Below are 21,571 nucleotides of genomic sequence, written 5' to 3'. Positions count from 1 at the left end.
ATAATTTCAAAATTAAAAATTAAAAATAGTTTCATATGGCATGTAATCTATATAAGTCTCAGATATGATAAATATTAAACAAAAAACCGCAAAAGTAAAACCAGAAAATAAAAGCATATTAACTAATTTATTTTTAGTAAAAGATGAAAATATAATTGGTACAATAAAAATTTCACTAGTGGCAAATAAAGTCCCTAATCTCCCACCTACTGTACTCAAAGTTCCTGAAAAGATTAATATTAACGAAGCCAGAAAATATATCTTTAATATTATATTAAATTTATTTTTTTCTTCATTTAATTTTGGATAAGACAATATTAGTGCTGTAAAAAACAACATCAATTGCATCCATAATATAGGATTCAGAATCCATTGCCCATTAGTATAAGACGGACTCGTAAAATATGCATTGTAGCGTTCAGGAATTGCCCATATATATATACTTGGAATTTGTACAATCACTCCAATTAAAAAGCTAATGCCTAATAAACAAGTAATATTTTTTACTGTTAAATGCTTGAACAAATAATGAAAAATATAAACAATAATAAACGACCAAGCTGTTATATGAAACAATGAAGCGACGAAAACAATAACTAAAAACTGAAAAGGTTTTTTATTTAATACATAAGGTATTGAATACAATAATATAATGCATGCCATGGCAGATCTAATTTGACCCATATCGCGGACTAAAAAGTATCTAGCATAATAATATAACAATACTAAAGAAGGAAAAGATGTAAATTTATATACAAAATTTGTTAGCAACAATAAGCTAAATAAAGCAAAAAATAATATAAAGGTATGATAATTAAAACCCATTGACTTAAAAAGAAAATTCAAAAATAGAAAACCACTTTCTGCTTCTATACTACCATTAAATACATCAGAAATATTTTCGACCTCTGAATAAAACTTGCCATATGAGTTAAAATCATATCCAGTATAAAAACGGAATCCCGCTATGATAGCAAGTAACCCACCAGTTATGAAAGAGATTTTTTTATTCCTTAACATTACTTCAATGGTAGCTAAAATAAGCAATATACCAAAAACACTTATATAAAAAAACATATCGGTCCTCCGTTAATTATCATATTAAAATTACTTTAATCTCACTGCCTCTATAAACTTTTAATAGCTCTCTCTGTTTTTCATACCATTTCTTTGTTGTTTTATATTTCTTACATATAATAATAACTTCATCAACCGATATTGCAGGGTTAACTTCTGATACAGAATTTGTAAATAATACAGAATATTGTTTTTTTTCTAATTGTTCTTTAGATGTAGAATTTAATTTTTCCACTATATAATTATCTAAATTTTCTTCAGAAAGAACCAGTTTTATCTTTTTCTCTGGATGAAGTACAGCATGGATTAGTTGATCATACTTTTCGGTATTATTCAGATATTTATTATTACTCATATTTAAAACTGTATCGTTATCTTTAATAGCAAATCCGTATAAGTCAGTAACTTCTTTTTTTAATAAGTTCCGTATCAGGGCTATAAAAATCCCTGCACCTCCCCCTACTATTACTGCTAGCACAGCATATAAAATGATTCTTTTATATGATAAATCATTAGTAGCGTCAACGGATATATCTGATTCAGTTACTGCTTCTGACTCAATTTCATAGCTTTTTATTACTTCAGGTTCAGTAACAATATAAACCGTTTTATTATCAAAGAAAGAATTATCCTCCTGAGAAATCAAGTCAAAATAAGCATCTGCAATCACTTGGTTTTTTTGTTTATCTCCTGTACCAACTTTTAAAGTCATTACTTGAGTATTTGGATTTAAAGTTACTTGTAACGCGAGATCAGGACTAGGCTCAATGGTCGTACCTGCTCCTTCTTCAATTCTTTCAAGTACATTTTGAGATATTAAAAGTTCTTCCATCAATGAATTGGCTAAAAAAGGCTCTCCTGTTTCTGTTTCTGTATAAAAACTAAAAGCCACTCCCCCGTTCTTTTGGAAATTTTTCATAATTAATTCTATTTCTTCAGGATCAAGCTGGGCCTCGAAAGGTATATTTTGATCAAGTTCATTAAGTTTAATTTCCTGTTCTTCAGTATTAATTGCATTTTCATTAATTTTGCTATCAGTAAAGATGGTATAGCCAATACCTAATAAAAACAATGAAAAAATAGAAACTGTCGTGATAATAATAATTTTCATACTATCTTTTAAAAAAGTTATCATTTCATCTAAAGTGGGTAAATTCTTCAAGTGCAAGTCCTCCTCATTTTGAATAAATCTCATCTAATAATATAGCTGTATATTCCATATCATATTGCGCTAATTCTGGTAGAGGCTCATTAGTATAAGGTTTTTTAAGTGTTTCTTCAGCCCACTTTTCAGTATTTTCTTTTAATGAAATAAAGTGAACATTTTTAGATAATTGTGTTTCAGAAGAAACTTCAGTTGACAGAACTAGCTTAATATTTGCTGCTTGTGCTTCTACAGCTGAAATAGGTAACCCTTCATATAAAGAAGGCATTAAAAAAACATCCATAGCTTTTAATAGCTCTGGAATATCGTCTCTTAGACCTAGAAATAAGACATTTTTTTGTAATTTTTTTGAAGAAACTTTTTGTTCTATTTGGTTTCTTAAAGACCCCTCACCGATCAATAACAAAAAACTATTAGGTTGTTGCTGAACAATTTCTTCAAAAATATCAATTAAAAAAGAATGGTTTTTTTGCTCCTCAAATCTTCCTATATTACCTACAACAAAAGCGTCTTTAGGCACATTAATCTCTTCTCTAATACCTTCTTTTCCTTTAGGTACATTCCGATACATATTTAAGTCTATACCATTAGGTACAAAAATAAACGGTTGATTTTTTCCGTAAAGACCAATTCCTGCCTCAGTGGAACACGCTAAATAATCCGTTGCGTTATCTCTCATCAAACGATCAAAAAGCTTACGTGCTGCAGACATAAATAAATTATTTTTCTTTCCATCTGTTGTAGCATGACTATGAACGATTCTTTTGTCAATACCAGCTCGCTTAGCTAATAATAAATTCAATCCTCCACCAAAGAAAACTTCACTATGAACTATATCAAAATGTTTCTCTTTAAATAAAGCGGTAACACCTCTTATATAACCTAAAATATTTTTTTTAGGATTAGGAACAGCATAGATATGGCCTCCCAAATCATGAATTTCTTTATTGTATGGTCTAATATCTTCAAAATCATTATAAATTAAAAAGTCAAATTGAAATTTTGAACGATCAATATTGCGGTAAGCATTCATCATAAAAGTTTCAGCTCCGCCTTTTCCCATACGTCCTTGAAAATGAAGAACTCTTAACGGTTTGTCCATACTTGACTCAGACCTTTCTTTTAAAATTTACGTTTAAATTTTTCAATTGTTTTTGGCGAAGTCATACTAATTGTATACATTGTTTTTGAAGCAACAAAGTTTACAGCCACCGATTTCGACTTAAACAATATTTTCATTATTTTTCTCATCTTAGTATCCACGAGACTTTCATTTGTAGCTTGTATAACGTCTGGAAAATGTACTATTCGTCTAATATACGCTAATTTATCGTGGTAACCTAAAGAACAACTATCACTATGCAGAGGAATGATGCATGACATTACTCCTTTTAGAAACAAAGCACTGGATCCTCTACGATTCTTGTCTGTTAAAAACAGTAACTCACGGTAAAACTCTACAAATGTATCAAATTTATTGTCAAAATATTTATTCGTTAAGCTATTTCTCCCATCAAATGAATAGTCATAGAGTACATCACTAACTACTCTACAACTACTTACATGATTAAAGTACCGTATATTAAATAATCTATCTTCACAACTATTATAAGGCGGAAAAAATACATCATTCGCCTTCACAATAGATAGTTTATATAATTTATTCCAAACAACATACATCAGTTGTTTATTCATTAAAGGATAAACATTATCTAGAAATTTTTCATGTGCTTCTATTAGTAAATTAGGAGCTTCTACCTTACGAGTATCCACTACCTCATCACCGTCTAAAATTCTCATATTATACGAAGAAATAATCAAATCGATGTTTTTTTCATTTACAAAACTAGCATACATGCTCAATGTATTTTCTTTCATAACATCATCTGAATCAATAAATAATAAATATTGTCCGCTAGTTAACTCAATACCTTTATTTCTAGCATTTCCAGGTCCACCATTCGGAATGGTTTTAAATTTTAATCGTGAATCTTTTTGATGGTATTTATCGAGTACTTGTTCTGTGTTATCACTAGAACCATCATTAACAATTATCAATTCAAAATCTGAGAAAGATTGGTTTAAAATACTTTTAATCGTTCTTCCTACTGAACTTTCACAATTGTATGCTGGCATGACCACACTAAAAAGTGGAGTGTTCTCCATTTCAATTTGTCCTTTCCTCAACAGACTAATCCAAATATATTATACTATTTGGCACGTTTTTGATTTCTTTTTGTTCTTCTTCATCTAAACCTTTAGAAGAAACTTTATCAAAAAGTATCTTAATGGTTTGTAGCATAATCTTTACATCAAGTAAAAGAGAATATTTTTTGATATATAATAAATCAAAATTTAGTTTGCTATTAAAATCAGAAGCGTATTTACCATATACTTGCGCATATCCCGTAATTCCCGCCCTCACGTTATGTCGTAAATAATAGTGAGGATTTTCTTTCTGAAACTGTTCCACAAAGAAAGGTCGTTCAGGTCTTGGACCGACAACAGACATGTCCCCTTTTAGTACATTAAACAGTTGAGGTAGTTCATCAATTCGCAACGATCGTAGATATTTCCCTATGGTTGTTACTCTTGCATCATTTGATGTTGCCAAAACTGGACCAGAATCCTTTTCAGCAGTAGCACTCATGCTTCTGAATTTTAAGACATTAAATTCTTTGCCATCTTTCGTGATACGTACTTGTTTATAAAACACAGGGCCTTCTGACGTTACTTTTACTAATATAGCTGTAACTAACATTATTGGAGAAGCTAACACGATAAGAAAGAGAGAAAAAATAACGTCCATCAATCGTTTGATCAAATTATCTTCTTGAGAGATTTCGAAATTTGATACCTCAATTATACTTTCATCTTCTATATTCATTATATTGGGATTAACTAAAAGTAAATTTTCAAAACTTGTTGTAAGAAACAGTTTTTTCTTTTCAGAAACTAATAAATTATAAATCTTAGATTGTTCATCTTTATTTATATCACTCGTAAGATAAATAATATCTACCTTGTCAAGATTTTTTTGAATGTTGGTATAATAATTTGACACTACTGCATATCTTACAATATGCCTTTTACTTTTTGCTTGTCCAATATTAAAAATCGCATTCTTTATATTTTCTTCGTGTCCTACCACCATTACTATTTTGCTTCCACTGTATCGTTCATATATTTTATATACAATAACTCTCCAAGTAAATAAAATAATTGTGCTGATAACAAAACTAATAAACATTACAGATCTTGGAAAAGTAAACCATCTTCCGAAGAAGGTTACAGCCATAATAGAAATAGTCGTAATAATTTGTATAATCACTGTTAGATACAAAAAATCAGTAATTGATTTGTTGTATAAAATATATACCCCAAACAGTAAATTTAATAAGACAAATAGCACAAAAATGTATATATTTGCTTGTTTATAAGCCTGATAATTATACATTGGTATATTGCCTTGGTAACGCACATAAAAAGAAAGGAGAATAGATAAGTGGTACAGTAATACATCTACTGCCACTATGACTATTTTTTTCGTTTTGGTGAATTTTTCTCCTTGAGCCATCCCATTTTCCTCCAAATCAATCTCATATTTTTAATTTTTCATCACTCATAATAACATATCACTGAACTGATTCCTATTTCACTTTAGTTTCATACAGCACTTTTTAACATTATAACTAGATTTTTTAAAATTGATAACTCAAATATACAAAAATTATAAGTTTATTGTTTGTATTATTTTCTTTTTTTCTTTCCTATATAAATAAAAATTAACAATAAAAAAATAGAAAATGCAGGATTTAAGTACCCGCCTTTTTGAAAGTTCAACGCAATAAAAACTAATCCTAATTTAAAGTTAATTATCAAAAGATAAAAACTAAATACACAACTCAAAATGAAAGCTATTAGTCCCAAATCGGATATTATATAGGCATATATATTCCAAATATTTGGTGTATGTCCAATACCATTCCCTAAAAAAATGTGTTCAGTGTTTACAAAGTCCCAACTTCTTATAATTCTGAAATAAGCTGATCCATCTTTACCACTTAAAATATCTGCTGTACGATTTATAATCGTCGCATTGATTAAATCCCAAGCAAAAAAGATAACAATTAAAAGTACTAGAATATAGACAATATATTTTTTAGACCATCTAAAATTTTCCACACTCTTATGAGTCATGAATTTCATTAGTTGAATCATTAACATGATACCTATAGCGCTGTAAGAAAATGTCATTAGTAATGTGAGTGTAATCACTAAGGAAAAACCTCTATGAATTTTTACATTTGTTTTATTAAAGTAGTTTAATGCTAGAATAATATTTAAAAAGTAACCTAAGTAAGCAGGTTCTGAAAATATACTTCTTGTTCGAATAAATTCTGTATTTTCATTAAAAGCATAACTCAATAAATCAGTCCGGGTAAATGTCCAAAAAAATTCATATGAAAGATCCCCACCAGAATATAATGCAATAGTAATATAAATTCCAATAATACAGACTATTACAGCAACTATGTTTAATATTTTTAAAAATTGTGCCTCTAGTTTTTGATCTTTCACATAATTATAAACTCCCACCACAATTACTCCATAATAAGCAACTCTAATAAATGCCGCTATTCCTGTCTTTAAGATAAATTGCTCATTTAAATTTAGATTCAGTACTATATTTGCCGCTATAACTGCTAGCAACAATAGTAACCAAATTATTTGATTACTTTTTACTTTATAATTCCCACTAAGTAAAAGGCAAAGTCCTGCTAAAGCAAAAATAAAATCTGCTATTGTAAAGATATCGATCATCCAGTCAGTTAAAACAAAAGAAATACTCATTAAGGATAGGATAAGAATAGACCAAACATGATTATAACTGTTATTAAATTCTTTCCATTTTATGATTAAAGTATTATTTCCCAAAAATTAAACCTACTTCCTATTAAAAAATCATACAACAATTATAAAAAATCCTCAGGACGTGAATCTTCCAAACTAAAAGCGTACGCTATTACGTTCACAATTCTCTTACTAGCATTTCCGTCACCGTAAGGATTACTAGCAATTGACATTTTTTTATATTCTTGTTCATTTTCAAGTAAGTTTGTCATTTCTCGTACGATTGTTTCCGTTTGAGTACCAACAAGTTTTAGCGTTCCTGCTTCTATACCTTCTGGTCTTTCAGTTGTTTCTCTAAGAACAAGAACAGGCTTCCCTAATGATGGAGCTTCTTCTTGCACACCGCCAGAATCAGTCATAATCATATAGCTTTTTGCGATTAGATTGTGAAAATCAATGACATCTAATGGGTTAATCAAATGGATACGTGGATGCTTACCTAAAATTCTTTCAGCTTTCTGTTGTACCATTGGATTTAAGTGAACAGGAAAAGCGATTTCTATTTCGAGGTGCTGTTCTACTACATTTCGGATTGCTTTAAAAACTCTTTCCATTGGCTCGCCTAGATTTTCTCTACGGTGCATGGTAACAAGAATTAATTTCTTATCCGAACTTATATTATTAAATATTGGCAAAGGATAATTTTCTTTGACTGTTTGATGCAGTGCATCAATAGCTGTGTTTCCGGTAATATAAATATTCTCTTCTAATCGGTTTTCATTTAGTAAATTTCCCTTACTATTAGTAGTTGGCGCAAAATAAATGTCAGCAATAACATCTGTTAATTGTCGATTCATTTCTTCTGGAAATGGAGAGTATTTATCCCATGTACGCAAACCTGCTTCAACATGGCCTACTTTAATTCGATTGTAAAAAGCTGACATACTGGCAGCAAAAGTTGTGGTTGTATCTCCATGAACCAACACAATATCAGGTTTAGCCTCTTTCATAATTCTATCCAAACCAAGTAAGACATTTGTGGTAATCGTCGAAAGGGTCTGACCCTCTTCCATAATATTCAAATCATAATCTGGCTTGATATCAAATGTTCCCAATACTTGGTCCAACATTTCACGATGTTGAGCAGTTACTACCACAATCGATTCAAATCGTTTGGATTGTTCGTGTAGCTCTTTGACTACGGGAGCCATTTTGATAGCTTCTGGTCTAGTACCAAAAACCGTCATCACTTTTATTTTCTTCATTTTTAAACCTCCCTCCTGTTCCTTTTATTTCTGATAGCATGAACTGCATATTGTACTTTCAAATATATTTTTTCTGTTATAGTAATTGCACTCATTTGCTTTAATACTTGTTCCTTTTCTTTTGCTGGCAATGGAATGTTTATAACTCCTGAATAAATCGACAGCATCTGCCTTTTAATTAGCTTCTTTTGTTCTTTGATAACTTCATCTTTTACATACAGTTTTTCCAGCTCTATATAAATACGATAATAAGAATCGATTGTCTTATTTAATCGTTTTGGGTTTTGATCCGTCATAATCGAATTTTCTCGGTAACGACGATGATAATAAAATGCATTTTGATACATCATTGAATCAATTGCTAAAAATACTTGTGCTGTAAATAGTTCATCTTCATGTAAAATACCTTCATAAAAGGTAATGTGGTTTTTTCCTAAGATTTCTCTTCTTACTATATATAAATAGACTGGTGAAACAAAGGACCTTCGATTCGCATCATACGAGTCAATGGTATAAATCTTTCCTTCTTCTAAACGGTGACTAAAGTTATAATTATTCTGCTCAATCAGTGTATTCATATTATCTAAAAAAGCTCTCCCGTTAAATCGAATCAAGTCTACATTCTGATTTTCCATTTGATTTATCAATATTTCAATAGCTGTTCGTTCAATGTAATCATCTGAATCAACAAACAAAACATATTTTCCTACAGCAGCTTTTAACCCTGAATTTCTTGCTCCTGATAAACCTTTATTTTCTTGTTCAATTAATTTCACTCTATTATCAGTAGTATAAGGCTGGATTTTTTGATTGCTGGTATCAGTACTGCCATCATCTACTACAATGATTTCTAAATGAGAATATGTTTGCTCAATAATAGAATCTAAGCATTCCTCAATATAATCTTCAACATTATAGACTGGTACAATGACAGACACTAAGGGATATTGTTTCATTCATTTCTTCCTTTCAATACCTTACTTTCTAATAATAACTTGTTTAAATAAGTTTATTTGACCAGTAATTAATAACCCCAAACCAAACAGCACTACAAATATTACTCCAAGAATTATTAAGTTAAATAAATTATTAAATGGGAGCTCAGGCATTGCAACAAATACTACAAATTGTATAAGCGCCATAAAGAAAGGTTTTATTAATGCTTTGAAAACATCACTAAAATTCGAATCGAACATTCTATACATTAATAAATAATTTGCTTGAATAAAATTGATTCCAAAAGCTATGATTACCATAAGCGCAACATATTCAATTCTTCCTGTTGAAATACCAATAAAAATAGCAATAATTGTTACAATAGAAGATAAGATTCCAGACAATAACAATAAATCGGTCCTATTTCCAGATTGGAAAATCCCACCAGTACTACTAGAAATCATTTGAACCCAAACTGAAATTGCTAATATTTGAAAAGGAGCTACACTTCCACCCCATTGGTCTCCAAACAGAAATAAGATAATTTCTCCTGCATGAAAATATAAAAATACAGATAAAGGCATACCTATTGTGGCTAAAACTGTCGTAATTTTTATATATACTTGTTTGATTTTATCAAGATTTGTTTCATAATCGGACATAATTGGCTGAATGACAGGAGAAATAACATTCGTTAAAATTTGATTTGGATACAAAGACACTTGATAAGCTTTATCATAAAAAGCTAATGCACTTGCTGAAAAGTATCGCCCAATCAATATGCTATCTAAGTTTCTTGAGAAGTAATTGATAAAATTAAATAAAAATTGATTTTTTGAAAAACTAAATATTTTTTTTAATGGAGAAAAATCTCTATTAAAGTTTATTTTCACTGGTGTTTTAACATAAAAAACAAGAAACATACACATAGCTTTTACGGTGTTTCCAATAATTAATGCATAGTAGCTAAATCCTGCAAAAGCTAAAATGATTGATATGATACCTGATGCCAGATTTGCTAAAATTGTTACAATATTAACTGTACCAAATTTTTTCTCTCGCAGTAATAAAGATTGTGGAACAACTAAAATACCGTAGAAAAACAAACACACTGATAAAACCATACTGATAGGTTTATAAACATCATCACCATAAAAAGCACTTATTGGAGTGCCAAGAAATGCAAAAATGATAGCCAAAATAAGGGCTAAATAAAGTGAGAAACTAAAAATGCTATTTATATCTCCTTTTGATAAAGTCTTATTTTGTATAACGGCTGGCCCTATACCAAAATCAGCTAACATTTGAAAAAAGATTAAAAAGACATTTACTACCGCCACAATTCCATATTCTTGAGGGGTCAAAATACGTGATAAAATTGCTGTTACTAGCAGTTGAATCACCACGTTGGAGTACTTCCCTATTGCACTGAAAAATATTCCTTTCTTAAATTCATCTGCCATTCCCATAATCTATTACCTCCATCTATAATTTTTCACTAATTTTTTTTTCAACCAAGCAAATAGTTGTTGAAAGTTTTTACCAACAACTACTCTAAACCGCATTACCCGTAGTGCATTAGCGTATTGTTCTTTTCTTAATAATTGCAATAATTGTTTAACAAAAGCATTGGGTTCTTCTTCCAAGAGTATACCGTAAACAGCTTCTTTGATTTTTTTATCCTTCATCAACGTCGCAATGCGAATCGTTTTTTGCCGACTCGTTAAAGGAGAGTCCTTCCAGCTTAAATTACTTAATTCTAAGTAAAGAGCCCCCCAATATTCACGATAAACTAAATCTTTGTACTCTTGATCTTTATTCCAGAATTGCATCCAATTCTCAAAACAATTAGCAATATTGTATTCATAAACAAAACGTTCTTCACGATAGCGATTAACTGCAGAGCCTTCCATAGATACATAATGGTAGTAGGCTTTTGGATGATAAAATACTTTTTCGACATCACGTTGTACTAACTGATTAAATAATGCATCTTGTCCTACTTTTTGATTGGTAAATCGGCAGTTATGCTGCATCAAAAAGTCTCGCCGATACAACTTGTTCCATAAAGCATATGGCGAAACTGCATAATGCTCACGAAACTGATTATGGAAAGCTACTTGAGAAAATTCTCCGTTCAATATAGGTAGTTTTTTTGTCGTGTCAACTTGTCCATTTTTTTGGAAAACTTCGTTATAGTAGCCAAACACTACCATGTCAGCATTATTTTTTTTTGCTACTGCTACCGTTTCTTCTATTAAAGTCATTTCAAAGTAATCATCAGGATCCGCAAAATAAAGATACACACCCGTTGCTATATCAAGTCCTACGTTACGAGCATATCCTGAGCCGGCGTTTTGTTGGTGTACGACTTTAATACGTTTGTCTTTTCGTTGATATTCATCACAAATTTCCCCAGACTTATCTGTTGATCCATCATTTATTAAAATAACTTCGATATTGCTATATGTTTGATTGAGGGCAGATTGAATAGCTCTCTCTAATTGAGCTGCCACATTATATATTGGCATAATAATCGATACTTTGTTCATCGGTCTTCCCCTTTGTTCAAAGATGCTACAACTTTTCCTATTATAGCATAATCTTACATCTCAAACATTACAGTTTTCTTAAGAGTTTTCAAGGAACTTTAGGCAGTCATTATATACATAAATTGTTATTCTACATACTTTCATAATGAGAACAAATTGCTCCAAGGTTACATAGATACTTTTTTTCCAACTCAACTATAAAAATTTTTTTCTTTTTTTCCGTTATACTAAAGTAGAACTTATTTATTAGAAAATAAATTGTTTAAAAAAATATTCAACCATATTTTTAATTCAATAAAAATGGAAACTTTGCTTTATCTCTACTCTACTTCAATGGTATGATAAATAAAAAGTTTAGACTAGTGAAGGTGTTAAGGATGATTGGTAATTATGGAACATAAAAAAGTATCGGTACTGGGAGTTCATTTTGACAATAAGACAAAAGGAACTCTGCTCAAAGAATTAATGCATCGAATCCAGCAAAACAAAAAAACATTTGTAGTAACAGCTAATCCAGAAATCGTGATGTATGCCAAAAAAGATCCTTCTTACATGTCACTCGTAAAAGGAGCGGACTATGTCATTGCTGATGGTATCGGCATCATTAAGGGTTCTAAGATATTAGGCACACCTATCGTAGAACGTGTTGCGGGATATGATCTCATGATCAGTTTGCTTGAAGAAGCCAATAAAAGTGGCAGTCGGGTGTACTTATTAGGTGCTAAAGAGGACGTTTTGCAAAGTACTGTTCAAAAAGTACACGAACGCTATCCTTCTCTTCAGTTGGTTGGAGCAAGAAATGGCTACTTTGATTTGTCTGATACATCGATCATTGAACAAGTTCAACAAACTAACCCGGATATGGTATTTGTGGCAATCGGCTATCCCAGACAAGAAAAATGGATCCACCAATATTTGCAAACGGCTCCTAAGGGGTTGTTGATGGGAGTTGGCGGTAGTTTTGATGTTTTATCTGGAAAGTCCAAACGGTCACCAAAAATATTTATCCAATTAAATATTGAGTGGCTGTATCGTTTGATCAAACAACCTTACCGTATCAAGCGGATGATGGCTTTGCCTCACTTTTTGCATGAAGTCAAGCAAGAGAAAAAACAGCTTCGCAATAAACAATCTTAAAACTGAACAATACGTTGTTCAGTTTTTTTGTGAAAATAAAGAAATCAAATGAATAATAAACGAGGTTAATCAATGATGAAAATACTTCATATAAACGCAGGGTTAGAAGACGGCGGCGGTAAAAACCATATTTTATCACTGCTCTCTCAATTTGATTCAGAAACAGCCGAATTGTTAGTATTGGAACGCGGCATTATCGCTGAAGAAGCGAAAAAATTGGGTATTCGAGTCCATGTTCTTGAACAACGTTCCCGTTATGATTTAGCGATTTTAAAACGATTGGTGCAATTTATTTCAGATGGATCATTTGACATCGTTCATACCCACGGTGCACGAGCCAACTTTATTTTTGCCGCTGTACACAAAAAAGTTCCTCCTATTTGGGTCACTACAGTACACAGTGATCCTACATTGGATTTTATGAATAGAGGAATAAAAGGTACTATTTTTACTAAATTAAATACGGCTAGTCTGAAAAAAGCGGATCACTTGATATTGGTGTCAGACAGTCTAAAAGAACCGTTGCTTGAACTAGGTTTGAAAAAGGAACAGATGACCGTTGTTTATAATGGGATTCAATTTGACAATGATCCTGATCAACCGTCAGCTAAAAATGAGGTCTTTACTTTAACGTGTATTGCGCGTCTGCATCCTATCAAAGGACACGAGGTCTTGTTGAAGAGCTTGGCTGCTGCTCAATTTACAGATTTCACACTGCATTTAGTAGGTGATGGTGAACTAAAATCAACCCTTGAAGAGTTGGTTCAAACATTGAAGCTGCAAGATCAGGTTCAATTTCACGGGTTCCTAGATGCCGTTCAAGTTGAAGCTCAAATTGTCCAATCTGATGTAACAATTTTAGCTTCGTATAATGAAGGCTTTCCGCTAGTTCTCTTAGAATCTGCTAAACAAAAGGTGCCGTTTATTGCTACAGATGTTGGCGATGTCCAACGCTTGATTCCAGATAACAGTTATGGCTGGCTTGTTCCTCCAAGATCTGTCATTGATTTGACAGTTGCTTTAAATGAAGCCTACAGCGATTGGGAACACAACAACTTAGCAACTAAAGGAGAAAAAGTGTATCAGCTGGCTCATGAGCAATTTTCTATTCAACGTTTTTACAACGATACTGTTGCTCTTTATCAACACCTGCTTCAGTAAAACGGGTCTAAAGTAATAAAGCATTCTATTCCAAGCTATCCACAAAAAAATTTGTATGGTAAAATATAACAGATGAAAGAAGCTTTTAAATTAAAGAAACCAACTTAAGAAAGAAGGCTAAACTATGTCAATCTTAGTTACAGGAGGCGCTGGTTATATCGGCAGCCATACAGTAGTAGAATTATTGAATGCGAATTACGAAGTGGTTATTGTAGATGATTATTCAAACAGTAAACCAGAAGTGTTAAACCGCATCAAAGAACTTACAGGTAAAGGCTTTAAATTTTACGAAGCGAATATTTTGGACAAAGAAGCGTTGGAACCTGTTTTTAAAGAAAATGATATTGAAGCAGTGATCCACTTTGCAGGTTACAAAGCAGTCGGCGAATCGGTTGCCGAGCCTTTGAAATACTACCACAACAACTTAACGGGTACTTTTGTACTGTGCGAATTGATGGCACAATACAACGTGAAGAAAATTGTGTTCAGTTCGTCTGCTACAGTTTATGGAATGAACAATGTTTCTCCACTTACAGAAGACTTGCCATTAAGCACAACAAATCCATACGGTACAACTAAAATGATGATTGAACAAATTTTACAGGATGTATATGCTGCAGATCATTCTTGGAGCATCGCCCTTCTTCGTTACTTCAATCCTATTGGAGCACATGAAAGCGGCCGTATTGGTGAAGATCCAAATGGTATCCCGAATAACTTAATGCCGTACATCACTCAAGTGGCTGTCGGCAAACGGGACCATTTAAGTGTGTTTGGAGCTGATTACGACACTCCAGACGGTACTGGTGTCCGCGATTACATCCACGTAGTTGATTTGGCAAAAGGACATTTAAAAGCTGTGAAAAAAGTTTTAGAAACAGAACAAATTGAAGCTTACAACTTAGGAACTGGAGTTGGTTACAGCGTCCTTGATGTAGTAAACAACTTTGAAAAAGCCACAGGTCAAAAAGTGCCTTACGAAACCGTTGAAAGACGTCCTGGTGACATCGGAACATGCTACTCTGATGCAACCAAAGCTGCTGCCGAACTAGACTGGAAAGCAGAATTGTCTTTAGAAGACATGTGCCGTGATTCATGGAAATGGCAAAATAACAATCCAAACGGTTATGCAGAATAATAACTGAAATGCCCCATTCGCTGATGAACATTACATCAGCGAATGGGGCATTTTTTTATTCTATTACACTACTCACTTAGAAGATAAACTCTTTTGATCAAATGGGTACACAATTGCTCGATAGACGGCTTCTAGCTCATAAACCTCACACTTCTACCAGTGCTATTGTGAGGTAGACTGCTTCTACTTAACAATTCTCACCTTTATACCAGCGCTATTGTGAGATAGATTGCTTCTACTTAATAATCCTCAACTTGCTGTCAGCGCTATTGTGAGATAGACTGCTTCTACTTAATAATCCTCAACTTGCTGTAACTGTCATTATGAACTAGACGGATTTCTAGCGAGTACAAAGCCATCATCCCAATTCAGATGATGGCTCCTGCAGTTTATGGTAAAACTTTCCCAGTACTCTTATACAATTTATACCACTCTTCACGAGTCAAGGTGATTTCTGACGCTTGGCAAATAGCTTTGATACGATCCGGATTCATGCTTCCCACAATCGGCTGCATTCGTGCTGGATGACGCAACAACCAAGCAACAGCAATAGCTTCACGAGCTACTGACTTTTCAGCGGCCATTTCATTGATCAATTGATTCAGTTCTGGATAATCTGGGTGATCAAAGAATAACCCTTTCTTGCCATTTCCTGCTTGGAATGGCGACCATGGCTGGATGGTCATATCATTTAGCCGACTGTAGTCCAAAATCCCACCATCATGGACTACTGAGGCTTCATTGATCATATTGACATTAAACCCAGCATCGATCATTGGTGCATGTGTAATGCTCAATTGCAGCTGATTAGCAATCAAAGGTTGTTGAACTGTTTTTTTGAGCAATTCAATTTGGAGCGGATTTTGGTTGCTGACACCGAAATAACGCACTTTTCCCGCTTTTTCCAGTTCATCAAAAGCAGCTGCTACTTCCTCTGGTTCTACTAACGTATCGGGACGATGCAACAGTAATGTGTCGACATAATCTGTCTGAAGACGTTTCAAACTAGCTTCTACAGATTCAATGATGTGGTCTTTTGAAAAATCGAACATCACTCCTGGAACAATTCCCGTTTTCGTTTGCAACAACACTTTGTCTCGCGAGATACCTAATTCTTTAAAAGCTTGTCCAAAAATTTGCTCTGATTCTCCTTTACCATAAATATCGGCATGATCAAAGTAATCAATACCTTCATGAATAGCAGTCTCAATAACTGTTTTAGCTTCTTCGTTGGACAAAGCATTCATACGCATAATACCAAGAGAAATTTGAGATGCCATTAGTCCTGATTGACCTATGTTGATTTTTTTCACTTGTCTTCCTCCGCTTCACTATTTTTTTGAAATCGTTTTCCATCATAGTATACTACTCTTTACCTGAAAAAGTCCTCTCCTGAGCCACTGCTTTTAGCATTGTTCTATAAAATCCATTTTTTGAGTCCAGGTATTTTGATCAGCATTTTCACGACAACATAACCCAAAGCTGCCACAAGTAATACTAATAAAGGAACCGAAATCAAGGGGTTCAACAATTGGGTATCTATGTTAGCTGAGTTCAACAGAAAGATGATCAATACATGGCTCAAATAAACCCCAAAGGAAATATCGGAGAATTCCTTGATCCATTTTCTAGCTGTTTCAGAAAAAACACGATTGTTAAAAGTTTCTTTGAACCACACAAAAACAGCGATACTGGTCATCATGACATTCGGTGTCAAATATTCAAACAACCACCCTACTGGTTTTCCGGCTTCTAAAGATAAATAGCTGGTTCCGAACAAGGTTACTAACAGCCCCACAATTCCCAATCCATAGATCCAGCGCTTTACTTTCGGTGTTACTCCATAGCGGTACAAATAACTTCCCGCAAAGAAATATCCGACATAACCAAACGTAATGTCCAGATTTATCCAGTCATCTGCAATCGTTACTGTAGAACCAATTGGAAACTGGCGAATCGTCGGAATGAGAAAGCCTAATACAAAACAATACGCCATTATGTACCGCATCAACTTCTTATCTTCCGCTATTTTGCGTAAAAATGGCGTCATAATGTACAATTCTACAATCCGAAATAAAAACCATAAATGAAAATGACCTTCTGTAAAGCGATCGATCGTTTCCTTCACTTGATCTGTGGAAAAGGACTGAAATGGATAGAACGCCATAAAAACAGCATAGAAAGATGACCAGAAAAGGAATACACGTACGATCCGCCAAATATTTTTGCGGTACAATTTTCTGATTCCAATTTCTTTTGTGGGTTCTAAGAAAAATATTCCGCTGATCATCACAAATAACGGCACACAAATACGCGCTACCGCATCAAAAGCATTTAATGTCTGCCATTCCATCGAATTGATTTGGTACCAATCAAAATTGCTGGATGAAACATGGACAACAATGACTAAAAAAATGGACGTGATGCGAATTAAATCTACATACCATAAACGATTTTTCATAATTTACTCCTTTTTCATTATCGTACTGTATTATACCAAACAATTATGAAAAGGTTCTTCTATCTGCTCTTCAGGGTCAGTAGTTTAGTCACACTCGTTCTTGTGATTGTATTAAATAGGATTGAACTGAATCGGTAACGCTCCACCGAAAGTTAGGCTAACACTTAATTTTCAGGTGCATTTTTTATATACACGCATAGTTACGAATTTAGGCTGCAAGTGGTTCAAAGGGGACTAAAGGGGGTTTTTGCGGACATTTATTCACGAAACATAAGATATTTCTTATCACTCTATCCTTAAACTCTGTTGGAACAGTAATACAGTGGCTTTGAGACAACCAGTGGCGTTGTTATTTTAATTTATTCTTCAAGTGAGTCTTCTTTCAATGTTCACTTGATGAATAAACATGCTTTATTAGTCAAGTGAGCACTTCTTTTAATGCCACTTAATGAGTAAACCCACTTTATTCATCAAGTGGGAAACAATTCCATGCTCACTTGATGAATAACCTGCCTAAATTGATTTTGCGTTCCTGTTTTGTCTTTCTCACTGGAAATTGGAACACCTAACCTTTCTCACAACTCTAGCTTTCTCCTCACTAAACAAAAAACATCATCACCAGTCGATGAATTCGACTAATGATGACGCTAGTTTATTTATTGATCTCCTTGAGAAGTTAAAATGCGTGGACCATCTTTTGTAATCGCTAATGTGTGCTCGAATTGGCAGCTGATTCCGCCATCTTCTGTACGAGCTGTCCAACCATTATTGTCCATTTTTGATTTCCATGTACCAGTATTAATCATGGGTTCGATCGTAATGACCATTCCTTCTTTCAAACGCAAGCCTTTACCTGCTTCACCATAGTGAGGTACAGATGGAGCTTCGTGAAGAGTTGGTCCAATTCCATGTCCGATAAATTCACGTACGACTGAAAAGCCTTCAGGTTCTACATAAGATTGAATTGCATGACCGATGTCACCGATGCGGTTTCCAACTTGTGCTTGCTCGATTCCTTTGTATAAAGCTGTAAGAGTTACTTCCATCAATTTGTCCAACTCTGGAGTAGACTCTCCAACAACATAACTCCAGCAAGAATCACTCAATGCACCTTTCAAATTAACTACCGTATCCACTTTAATTAAATCGCCGTTTTTTAAGACTTTTTTTTGTGGGAAGCCGTGGCAAATTTCATCATTGACACTGACACAAGTTGCGTATTCATATCCTTCAAAACCAATTTGCTCTGGAATAGCTCCATTATCAACAATAAATTTATGGCAAAATTCTTCAATGTCCCAACTAGTAATCCCAGGTTTAATAAAATCACGCAATGCAATATGCATGTTCGCTAGTAAAGTACCGGACTCATCCATTGCATCAATTTCACGTGCTGACTTTAATGTAATCACTTATATTCCTCATTTCTATTTTTTACACTGTCCATTCCTTACTATTATAACGCATTTTCACAGATTGTGAAGGGTAACTCTGTCTGTTATTTATCCCAAAAGCCTATAAATACGCTTACTATAGTTCTGTATTGAGATTCACGAAAGACATCTCCACCATGTCAAATCGGTGTCGAACTTTAGAATATTCCAAAGGTATGCCACTTGAAGTGAACATCACTTTACTCACTTCTAGGACCGGTTCGTCTTCTGAACAGTTTAAATATTCCTTATCCAATTCATCCGGTTGAGCGGCTCGAATCGTTTGCCGATTTTCGCCAAATACGATCCCTAATTCATTCCGAATGTAGTCATACATAGATTGCTGCAACACCTCTTGAGTCACGCCTGGAACAAGTGTCAGCGGCAAGATCGAATGTTCCAATGAATAAGGCTGATTGTTCAAAATACGCAACCTTTCAATTTCATATACCGGATCTTCTTTTTTGAGCAGCAATTGTTCGCACTCTTCTTCTGTCGGAAAACGCACATCGAATTTCAACGTTTTGTTTTCCAATTCCATGCTTTCGTCCACATGATCAGTTAGACCAATATTTTGTCCAATGCGGATACTGGATTCTGCTAATTGGAGGGCATTCTGTTTGATGTACGTTCCAGAGCCTTGAATCGTATAAATCAAACCGACAACTGTCAGCAGATCTAACGCTTTTTTAATAGTCACGCGACTCGTTTGGAATTCTTTTGCCAATGTCGTTTGGTCAGGCATTCGGTCTTCAATGGGGTATGTCCCGTTTTTGATACGTTTTCGAATTTCATTTGAGACTTCTTTGTATTTTGCCACCACTTTTCACCTACCTCATAAGATAACGGGAATTCTTATTTAGTATAGCACGAAGCTGTCTACTTATACATATCAGTGAACTAAATTGTATAGTCAAATTTAAAGGAATAAAAAAGAGTTGACAGAATCAACTCTTTTTTTTATTTGCGCTATTTAAATTCAGGCTCATCCGGGAGAACCAATTGACGTTGTGCAATCATTTCTTTATACCAAAAAGCCGATTTTTTTAACGAACGGTCGCGATTGTTTTCTAGATCAATCCGTACCAATCCATAACGGTTCTTAAAGGCATTCATAGGCGAAACACAATCTGTAAAGGCCCACAGCATGTACCCTCTACAATTCGAACCCGCTTCGCGCACATCTAATAAGCGGCTGATATGTTCGCTGACAAATTCAATGCGGTAATCGTCTTGAACAACTCCTTCTTCGTTCATGAAACGTTCTTCATCTTCAATGCCCATTCCGTTTTCAGTCAGGATCCATGGAATATTCCCATATTCCTCTTTTAAACGCATTCCCATATCGTAGACGATTTGTGGATAGATCTCCCAACCGCGTGATTTGTTCATCCGACGACCAGGTAATTCAAACGGATCAAAGTAATAGGCAGGATGGAATGGAGTATTTTCATTCCACTGATGCTTAGGTGCTTGGACACGATGCGGAAAGTACAAATTCACACCTAAGTAATCCACCGTATTTTCTTTGATGATATCCAGCTCTTCTTGTGTATAGTCAAAGGTAATGTCATGAGATGCCATCGTTAAAAACAATTCTTCTGAATACTCCCCGTTTACCAATGGATCCATAAAGACTCGGTTATAGAATAAGTCATACATGTCAGCTGCTTTTTTGTCCGCAGGCGAAGAAGAACGTGGATACGTCACTTCTGGATTCAAAACGACACCGATTTCTCCATCGTATTTTTTTCGGTGGTACAATTCGACCACTTTTGCTGTAGCTAAAACTTTGTGGTGATTCCATTGCATCCATTTGCGCGTATCTTGTTCATGGGGGTAACGGATCGCGTCTAAATACACACGTGTTTGGATTACGATCGGTTCGTTGAATGTAAACCAGCTCTTTACTCGATCAGCGTACCGTTCAAAGGCGATTTCGGCGTAACCGACAAATAATTCAACGACTTTTTTCGAACTCCAACCATCGTACTTTTCCTGTAAGGTAGTCGGCAATTCATAATGTTCCAGACACAACATCGGTTCAACACCAGCATCCAGTAAAGCATCAATCAAGTCGCTCACGTGTTGTGCATACTCTTCATCTACTTCAAAAGTTTCATAATTGGTAAAGAAGCGAGACCAATTGATAGAGGTCCGGTAATGAGTCAAGCCGATCTCTTTCATGTAGGCAACGTCTTCTGCGTATCGTTCATAAAAGTTTGTCGCTACCCCTGGTCCGTATCCATCATGCCAAACGTGGCGTTCATTCTTGTACCACGTATCTAAGTAGGAATCTTGTCCTTCTTTTTTGCCTTTCCAGCCTTCTGTTTGCCATGCGGATGATGCTGCTCCAACGATAAAATCTTCTGGTATTGTTTTAATCACGAAA

The 21,571-nt window shown here is 34.0% G+C and carries 18 protein-coding genes; 3 read left to right on the top strand and 15 right to left on the bottom strand.

Features of this window, described 5'->3' with window-relative positions:
- Nucleotides 1-12 precede the first annotated feature (12 nt).
- From ACEN36_RS09310 to ACEN36_RS09265, 10 genes are all read right to left on the bottom strand, one after another.
- Nucleotides 13-1,077: an EpsG family protein gene (locus ACEN36_RS09310; RefSeq protein WP_407096961.1), complete on the bottom strand. Its 1,065-nt coding sequence runs from the start codon at nt 1,075-1,077 to the stop codon at nt 13-15.
- Between the two features lie 19 nt (nt 1,078-1,096).
- On the bottom strand, nt 1,097-2,239 hold the full coding sequence (locus ACEN36_RS09305; protein ID WP_407096962.1) for a hypothetical protein: 1,143 nt from the start codon (nt 2,237-2,239) through the stop codon (nt 1,097-1,099).
- Nucleotides 2,240-2,252: 13 nt separating this feature from the next.
- Nucleotides 2,253-3,344 carry a glycosyltransferase family 1 protein gene (locus tag ACEN36_RS09300; protein WP_407096963.1) on the bottom strand — a complete coding sequence of 364 codons (1,092 nt, stop codon included), beginning with the start codon at nt 3,342-3,344 and terminating at the stop codon, nt 2,253-2,255.
- A 20-nt stretch (nt 3,345-3,364) separates the two neighbouring features.
- Nucleotides 3,365-4,408: a glycosyltransferase family 2 protein gene (locus ACEN36_RS09295; RefSeq protein ID WP_407096964.1), complete on the bottom strand. Its 1,044-nt coding sequence runs from the start codon at nt 4,406-4,408 to the stop codon at nt 3,365-3,367.
- Nucleotides 4,409-4,433: 25 nt separating this feature from the next.
- Nucleotides 4,434-5,819, bottom strand: coding sequence for a sugar transferase (locus tag ACEN36_RS09290; RefSeq protein WP_407096965.1), 1,386 nt, complete (start codon nt 5,817-5,819; stop codon nt 4,434-4,436).
- 173 nt (nt 5,820-5,992) lie between these two features.
- Entirely contained in the window at nt 5,993-7,180 is a 1,188-nt protein-coding gene (locus ACEN36_RS09285) for a hypothetical protein (RefSeq protein ID WP_407096966.1), read from the bottom strand.
- Between the two features lie 38 nt (nt 7,181-7,218).
- A complete protein-coding gene (wecB, locus tag ACEN36_RS09280) occupies nt 7,219-8,361 on the bottom strand; it encodes a non-hydrolyzing UDP-N-acetylglucosamine 2-epimerase (protein ID WP_407096967.1) in 1,143 nt (380 codons plus the stop codon).
- A 2-nt stretch (nt 8,362-8,363) separates the two neighbouring features.
- Complete coding sequence (locus ACEN36_RS09275; RefSeq protein ID WP_407096968.1) at nt 8,364-9,317, bottom strand: glycosyltransferase; 954 nt, start codon at nt 9,315-9,317, stop codon at nt 8,364-8,366.
- 21 nt (nt 9,318-9,338) lie between these two features.
- The gene (locus tag ACEN36_RS09270) at nt 9,339-10,766 is read right to left on the bottom strand and encodes a lipopolysaccharide biosynthesis protein (protein ID WP_407096969.1); all 1,428 of its coding nucleotides are present in this window, start codon (nt 10,764-10,766) and stop codon (nt 9,339-9,341) included.
- Nucleotides 10,767-10,772: 6 nt separating this feature from the next.
- On the bottom strand, nt 10,773-11,849 hold the full coding sequence (locus ACEN36_RS09265; RefSeq protein ID WP_407096970.1) for a glycosyltransferase family 2 protein: 1,077 nt from the start codon (nt 11,847-11,849) through the stop codon (nt 10,773-10,775).
- A gap of 390 nt (nt 11,850-12,239) precedes the next feature.
- Between ACEN36_RS09265 and ACEN36_RS09260 the strand changes: the two genes are divergently transcribed.
- From ACEN36_RS09260 to galE, 3 genes are all read left to right on the top strand, one after another.
- A complete protein-coding gene (locus tag ACEN36_RS09260; RefSeq protein WP_407096971.1) occupies nt 12,240-12,986 on the top strand; it encodes a WecB/TagA/CpsF family glycosyltransferase in 747 nt (248 codons plus the stop codon).
- Between the two features lie 72 nt (nt 12,987-13,058).
- Complete coding sequence (locus tag ACEN36_RS09255; protein ID WP_407096972.1) at nt 13,059-14,147, top strand: glycosyltransferase; 1,089 nt, start codon at nt 13,059-13,061, stop codon at nt 14,145-14,147.
- A 124-nt stretch (nt 14,148-14,271) separates the two neighbouring features.
- Nucleotides 14,272-15,285, top strand: a complete 1,014-nt coding sequence (galE, locus tag ACEN36_RS09250; RefSeq protein ID WP_407096973.1) for a UDP-glucose 4-epimerase GalE — start codon at nt 14,272-14,274, stop codon at nt 15,283-15,285.
- A 389-nt stretch (nt 15,286-15,674) separates the two neighbouring features.
- Here galE and ACEN36_RS09245 read toward each other — a convergent pair whose 3' ends face one another.
- The 5 genes from ACEN36_RS09245 to ACEN36_RS09225 all read right to left on the bottom strand — a co-directional run bounded on the left by ACEN36_RS09245 (nt 15,675) and on the right by ACEN36_RS09225 (nt 21,567).
- On the bottom strand, nt 15,675-16,598 hold the full coding sequence (locus tag ACEN36_RS09245; RefSeq protein WP_407096974.1) for an aldo/keto reductase family oxidoreductase: 924 nt from the start codon (nt 16,596-16,598) through the stop codon (nt 15,675-15,677).
- A gap of 104 nt (nt 16,599-16,702) precedes the next feature.
- Entirely contained in the window at nt 16,703-17,746 is a 1,044-nt protein-coding gene (locus tag ACEN36_RS09240; protein WP_407096975.1) for an acyltransferase, read from the bottom strand.
- Between the two features lie 656 nt (nt 17,747-18,402).
- The gene (map, locus tag ACEN36_RS09235; RefSeq protein WP_407126444.1) at nt 18,403-19,158 is read right to left on the bottom strand and encodes a type I methionyl aminopeptidase; all 756 of its coding nucleotides are present in this window, start codon (nt 19,156-19,158) and stop codon (nt 18,403-18,405) included.
- Nucleotides 19,159-19,276: 118 nt separating this feature from the next.
- The gene (locus ACEN36_RS09230) at nt 19,277-19,999 is read right to left on the bottom strand and encodes a GntR family transcriptional regulator (protein ID WP_407126443.1); all 723 of its coding nucleotides are present in this window, start codon (nt 19,997-19,999) and stop codon (nt 19,277-19,279) included.
- Between the two features lie 149 nt (nt 20,000-20,148).
- Nucleotides 20,149-21,567: a glycoside hydrolase family 1 protein gene (locus tag ACEN36_RS09225; RefSeq protein ID WP_407126442.1), complete on the bottom strand. Its 1,419-nt coding sequence runs from the start codon at nt 21,565-21,567 to the stop codon at nt 20,149-20,151.
- Between the last annotated feature and the right edge of the window lie 4 nt (nt 21,568-21,571).

It is taken from the genome of Desemzia sp. FAM 23989, assembly GCF_045528345.1.
Taxonomy (GTDB): domain Bacteria; phylum Bacillota; class Bacilli; order Lactobacillales; family Carnobacteriaceae; genus Desemzia.
Note: the sequence above shows the minus strand (reverse complement) of the source record. Positions and strands in the feature narration are given on the sequence as shown.

Excerpts from the sequence above, each read along its gene's own strand:
- ACEN36_RS09310 (WP_407096961.1), bottom strand. The coding sequence starts at position 1,077 with ATGTTTTTTTATATAAGTGTTTTTGGTATATTGCTTATTTTAGCTACC.
- ACEN36_RS09300 (WP_407096963.1), bottom strand. The coding sequence starts at position 3,344 with ATGGACAAACCGTTAAGAGTTCTTCATTTTCAAGGACGTATGGGAAAA.
- ACEN36_RS09295 (WP_407096964.1), bottom strand. The coding sequence starts at position 4,408 with ATGGAGAACACTCCACTTTTTAGTGTGGTCATGCCAGCATACAATTGT.
- ACEN36_RS09290 (WP_407096965.1), bottom strand. The coding sequence starts at position 5,819 with ATGGCTCAAGGAGAAAAATTCACCAAAACGAAAAAAATAGTCATAGTG.
- wecB (WP_407096967.1), bottom strand. The coding sequence starts at position 8,361 with ATGAAGAAAATAAAAGTGATGACGGTTTTTGGTACTAGACCAGAAGCT.
- ACEN36_RS09275 (WP_407096968.1), bottom strand. The coding sequence starts at position 9,317 with ATGAAACAATATCCCTTAGTGTCTGTCATTGTACCAGTCTATAATGTT.
- ACEN36_RS09270 (WP_407096969.1), bottom strand. The coding sequence starts at position 10,766 with ATGGGAATGGCAGATGAATTTAAGAAAGGAATATTTTTCAGTGCAATA.
- ACEN36_RS09265 (WP_407096970.1), bottom strand. The coding sequence starts at position 11,849 with ATGAACAAAGTATCGATTATTATGCCAATATATAATGTGGCAGCTCAA.
- ACEN36_RS09260 (WP_407096971.1), top strand. The coding sequence starts at position 12,240 with ATGGAACATAAAAAAGTATCGGTACTGGGAGTTCATTTTGACAATAAG.
- ACEN36_RS09255 (WP_407096972.1), top strand. The coding sequence starts at position 13,059 with ATGATGAAAATACTTCATATAAACGCAGGGTTAGAAGACGGCGGCGGT.
- galE (WP_407096973.1), top strand. The coding sequence starts at position 14,272 with ATGTCAATCTTAGTTACAGGAGGCGCTGGTTATATCGGCAGCCATACA.
- ACEN36_RS09240 (WP_407096975.1), bottom strand. The coding sequence starts at position 17,746 with ATGAAAAATCGTTTATGGTATGTAGATTTAATTCGCATCACGTCCATT.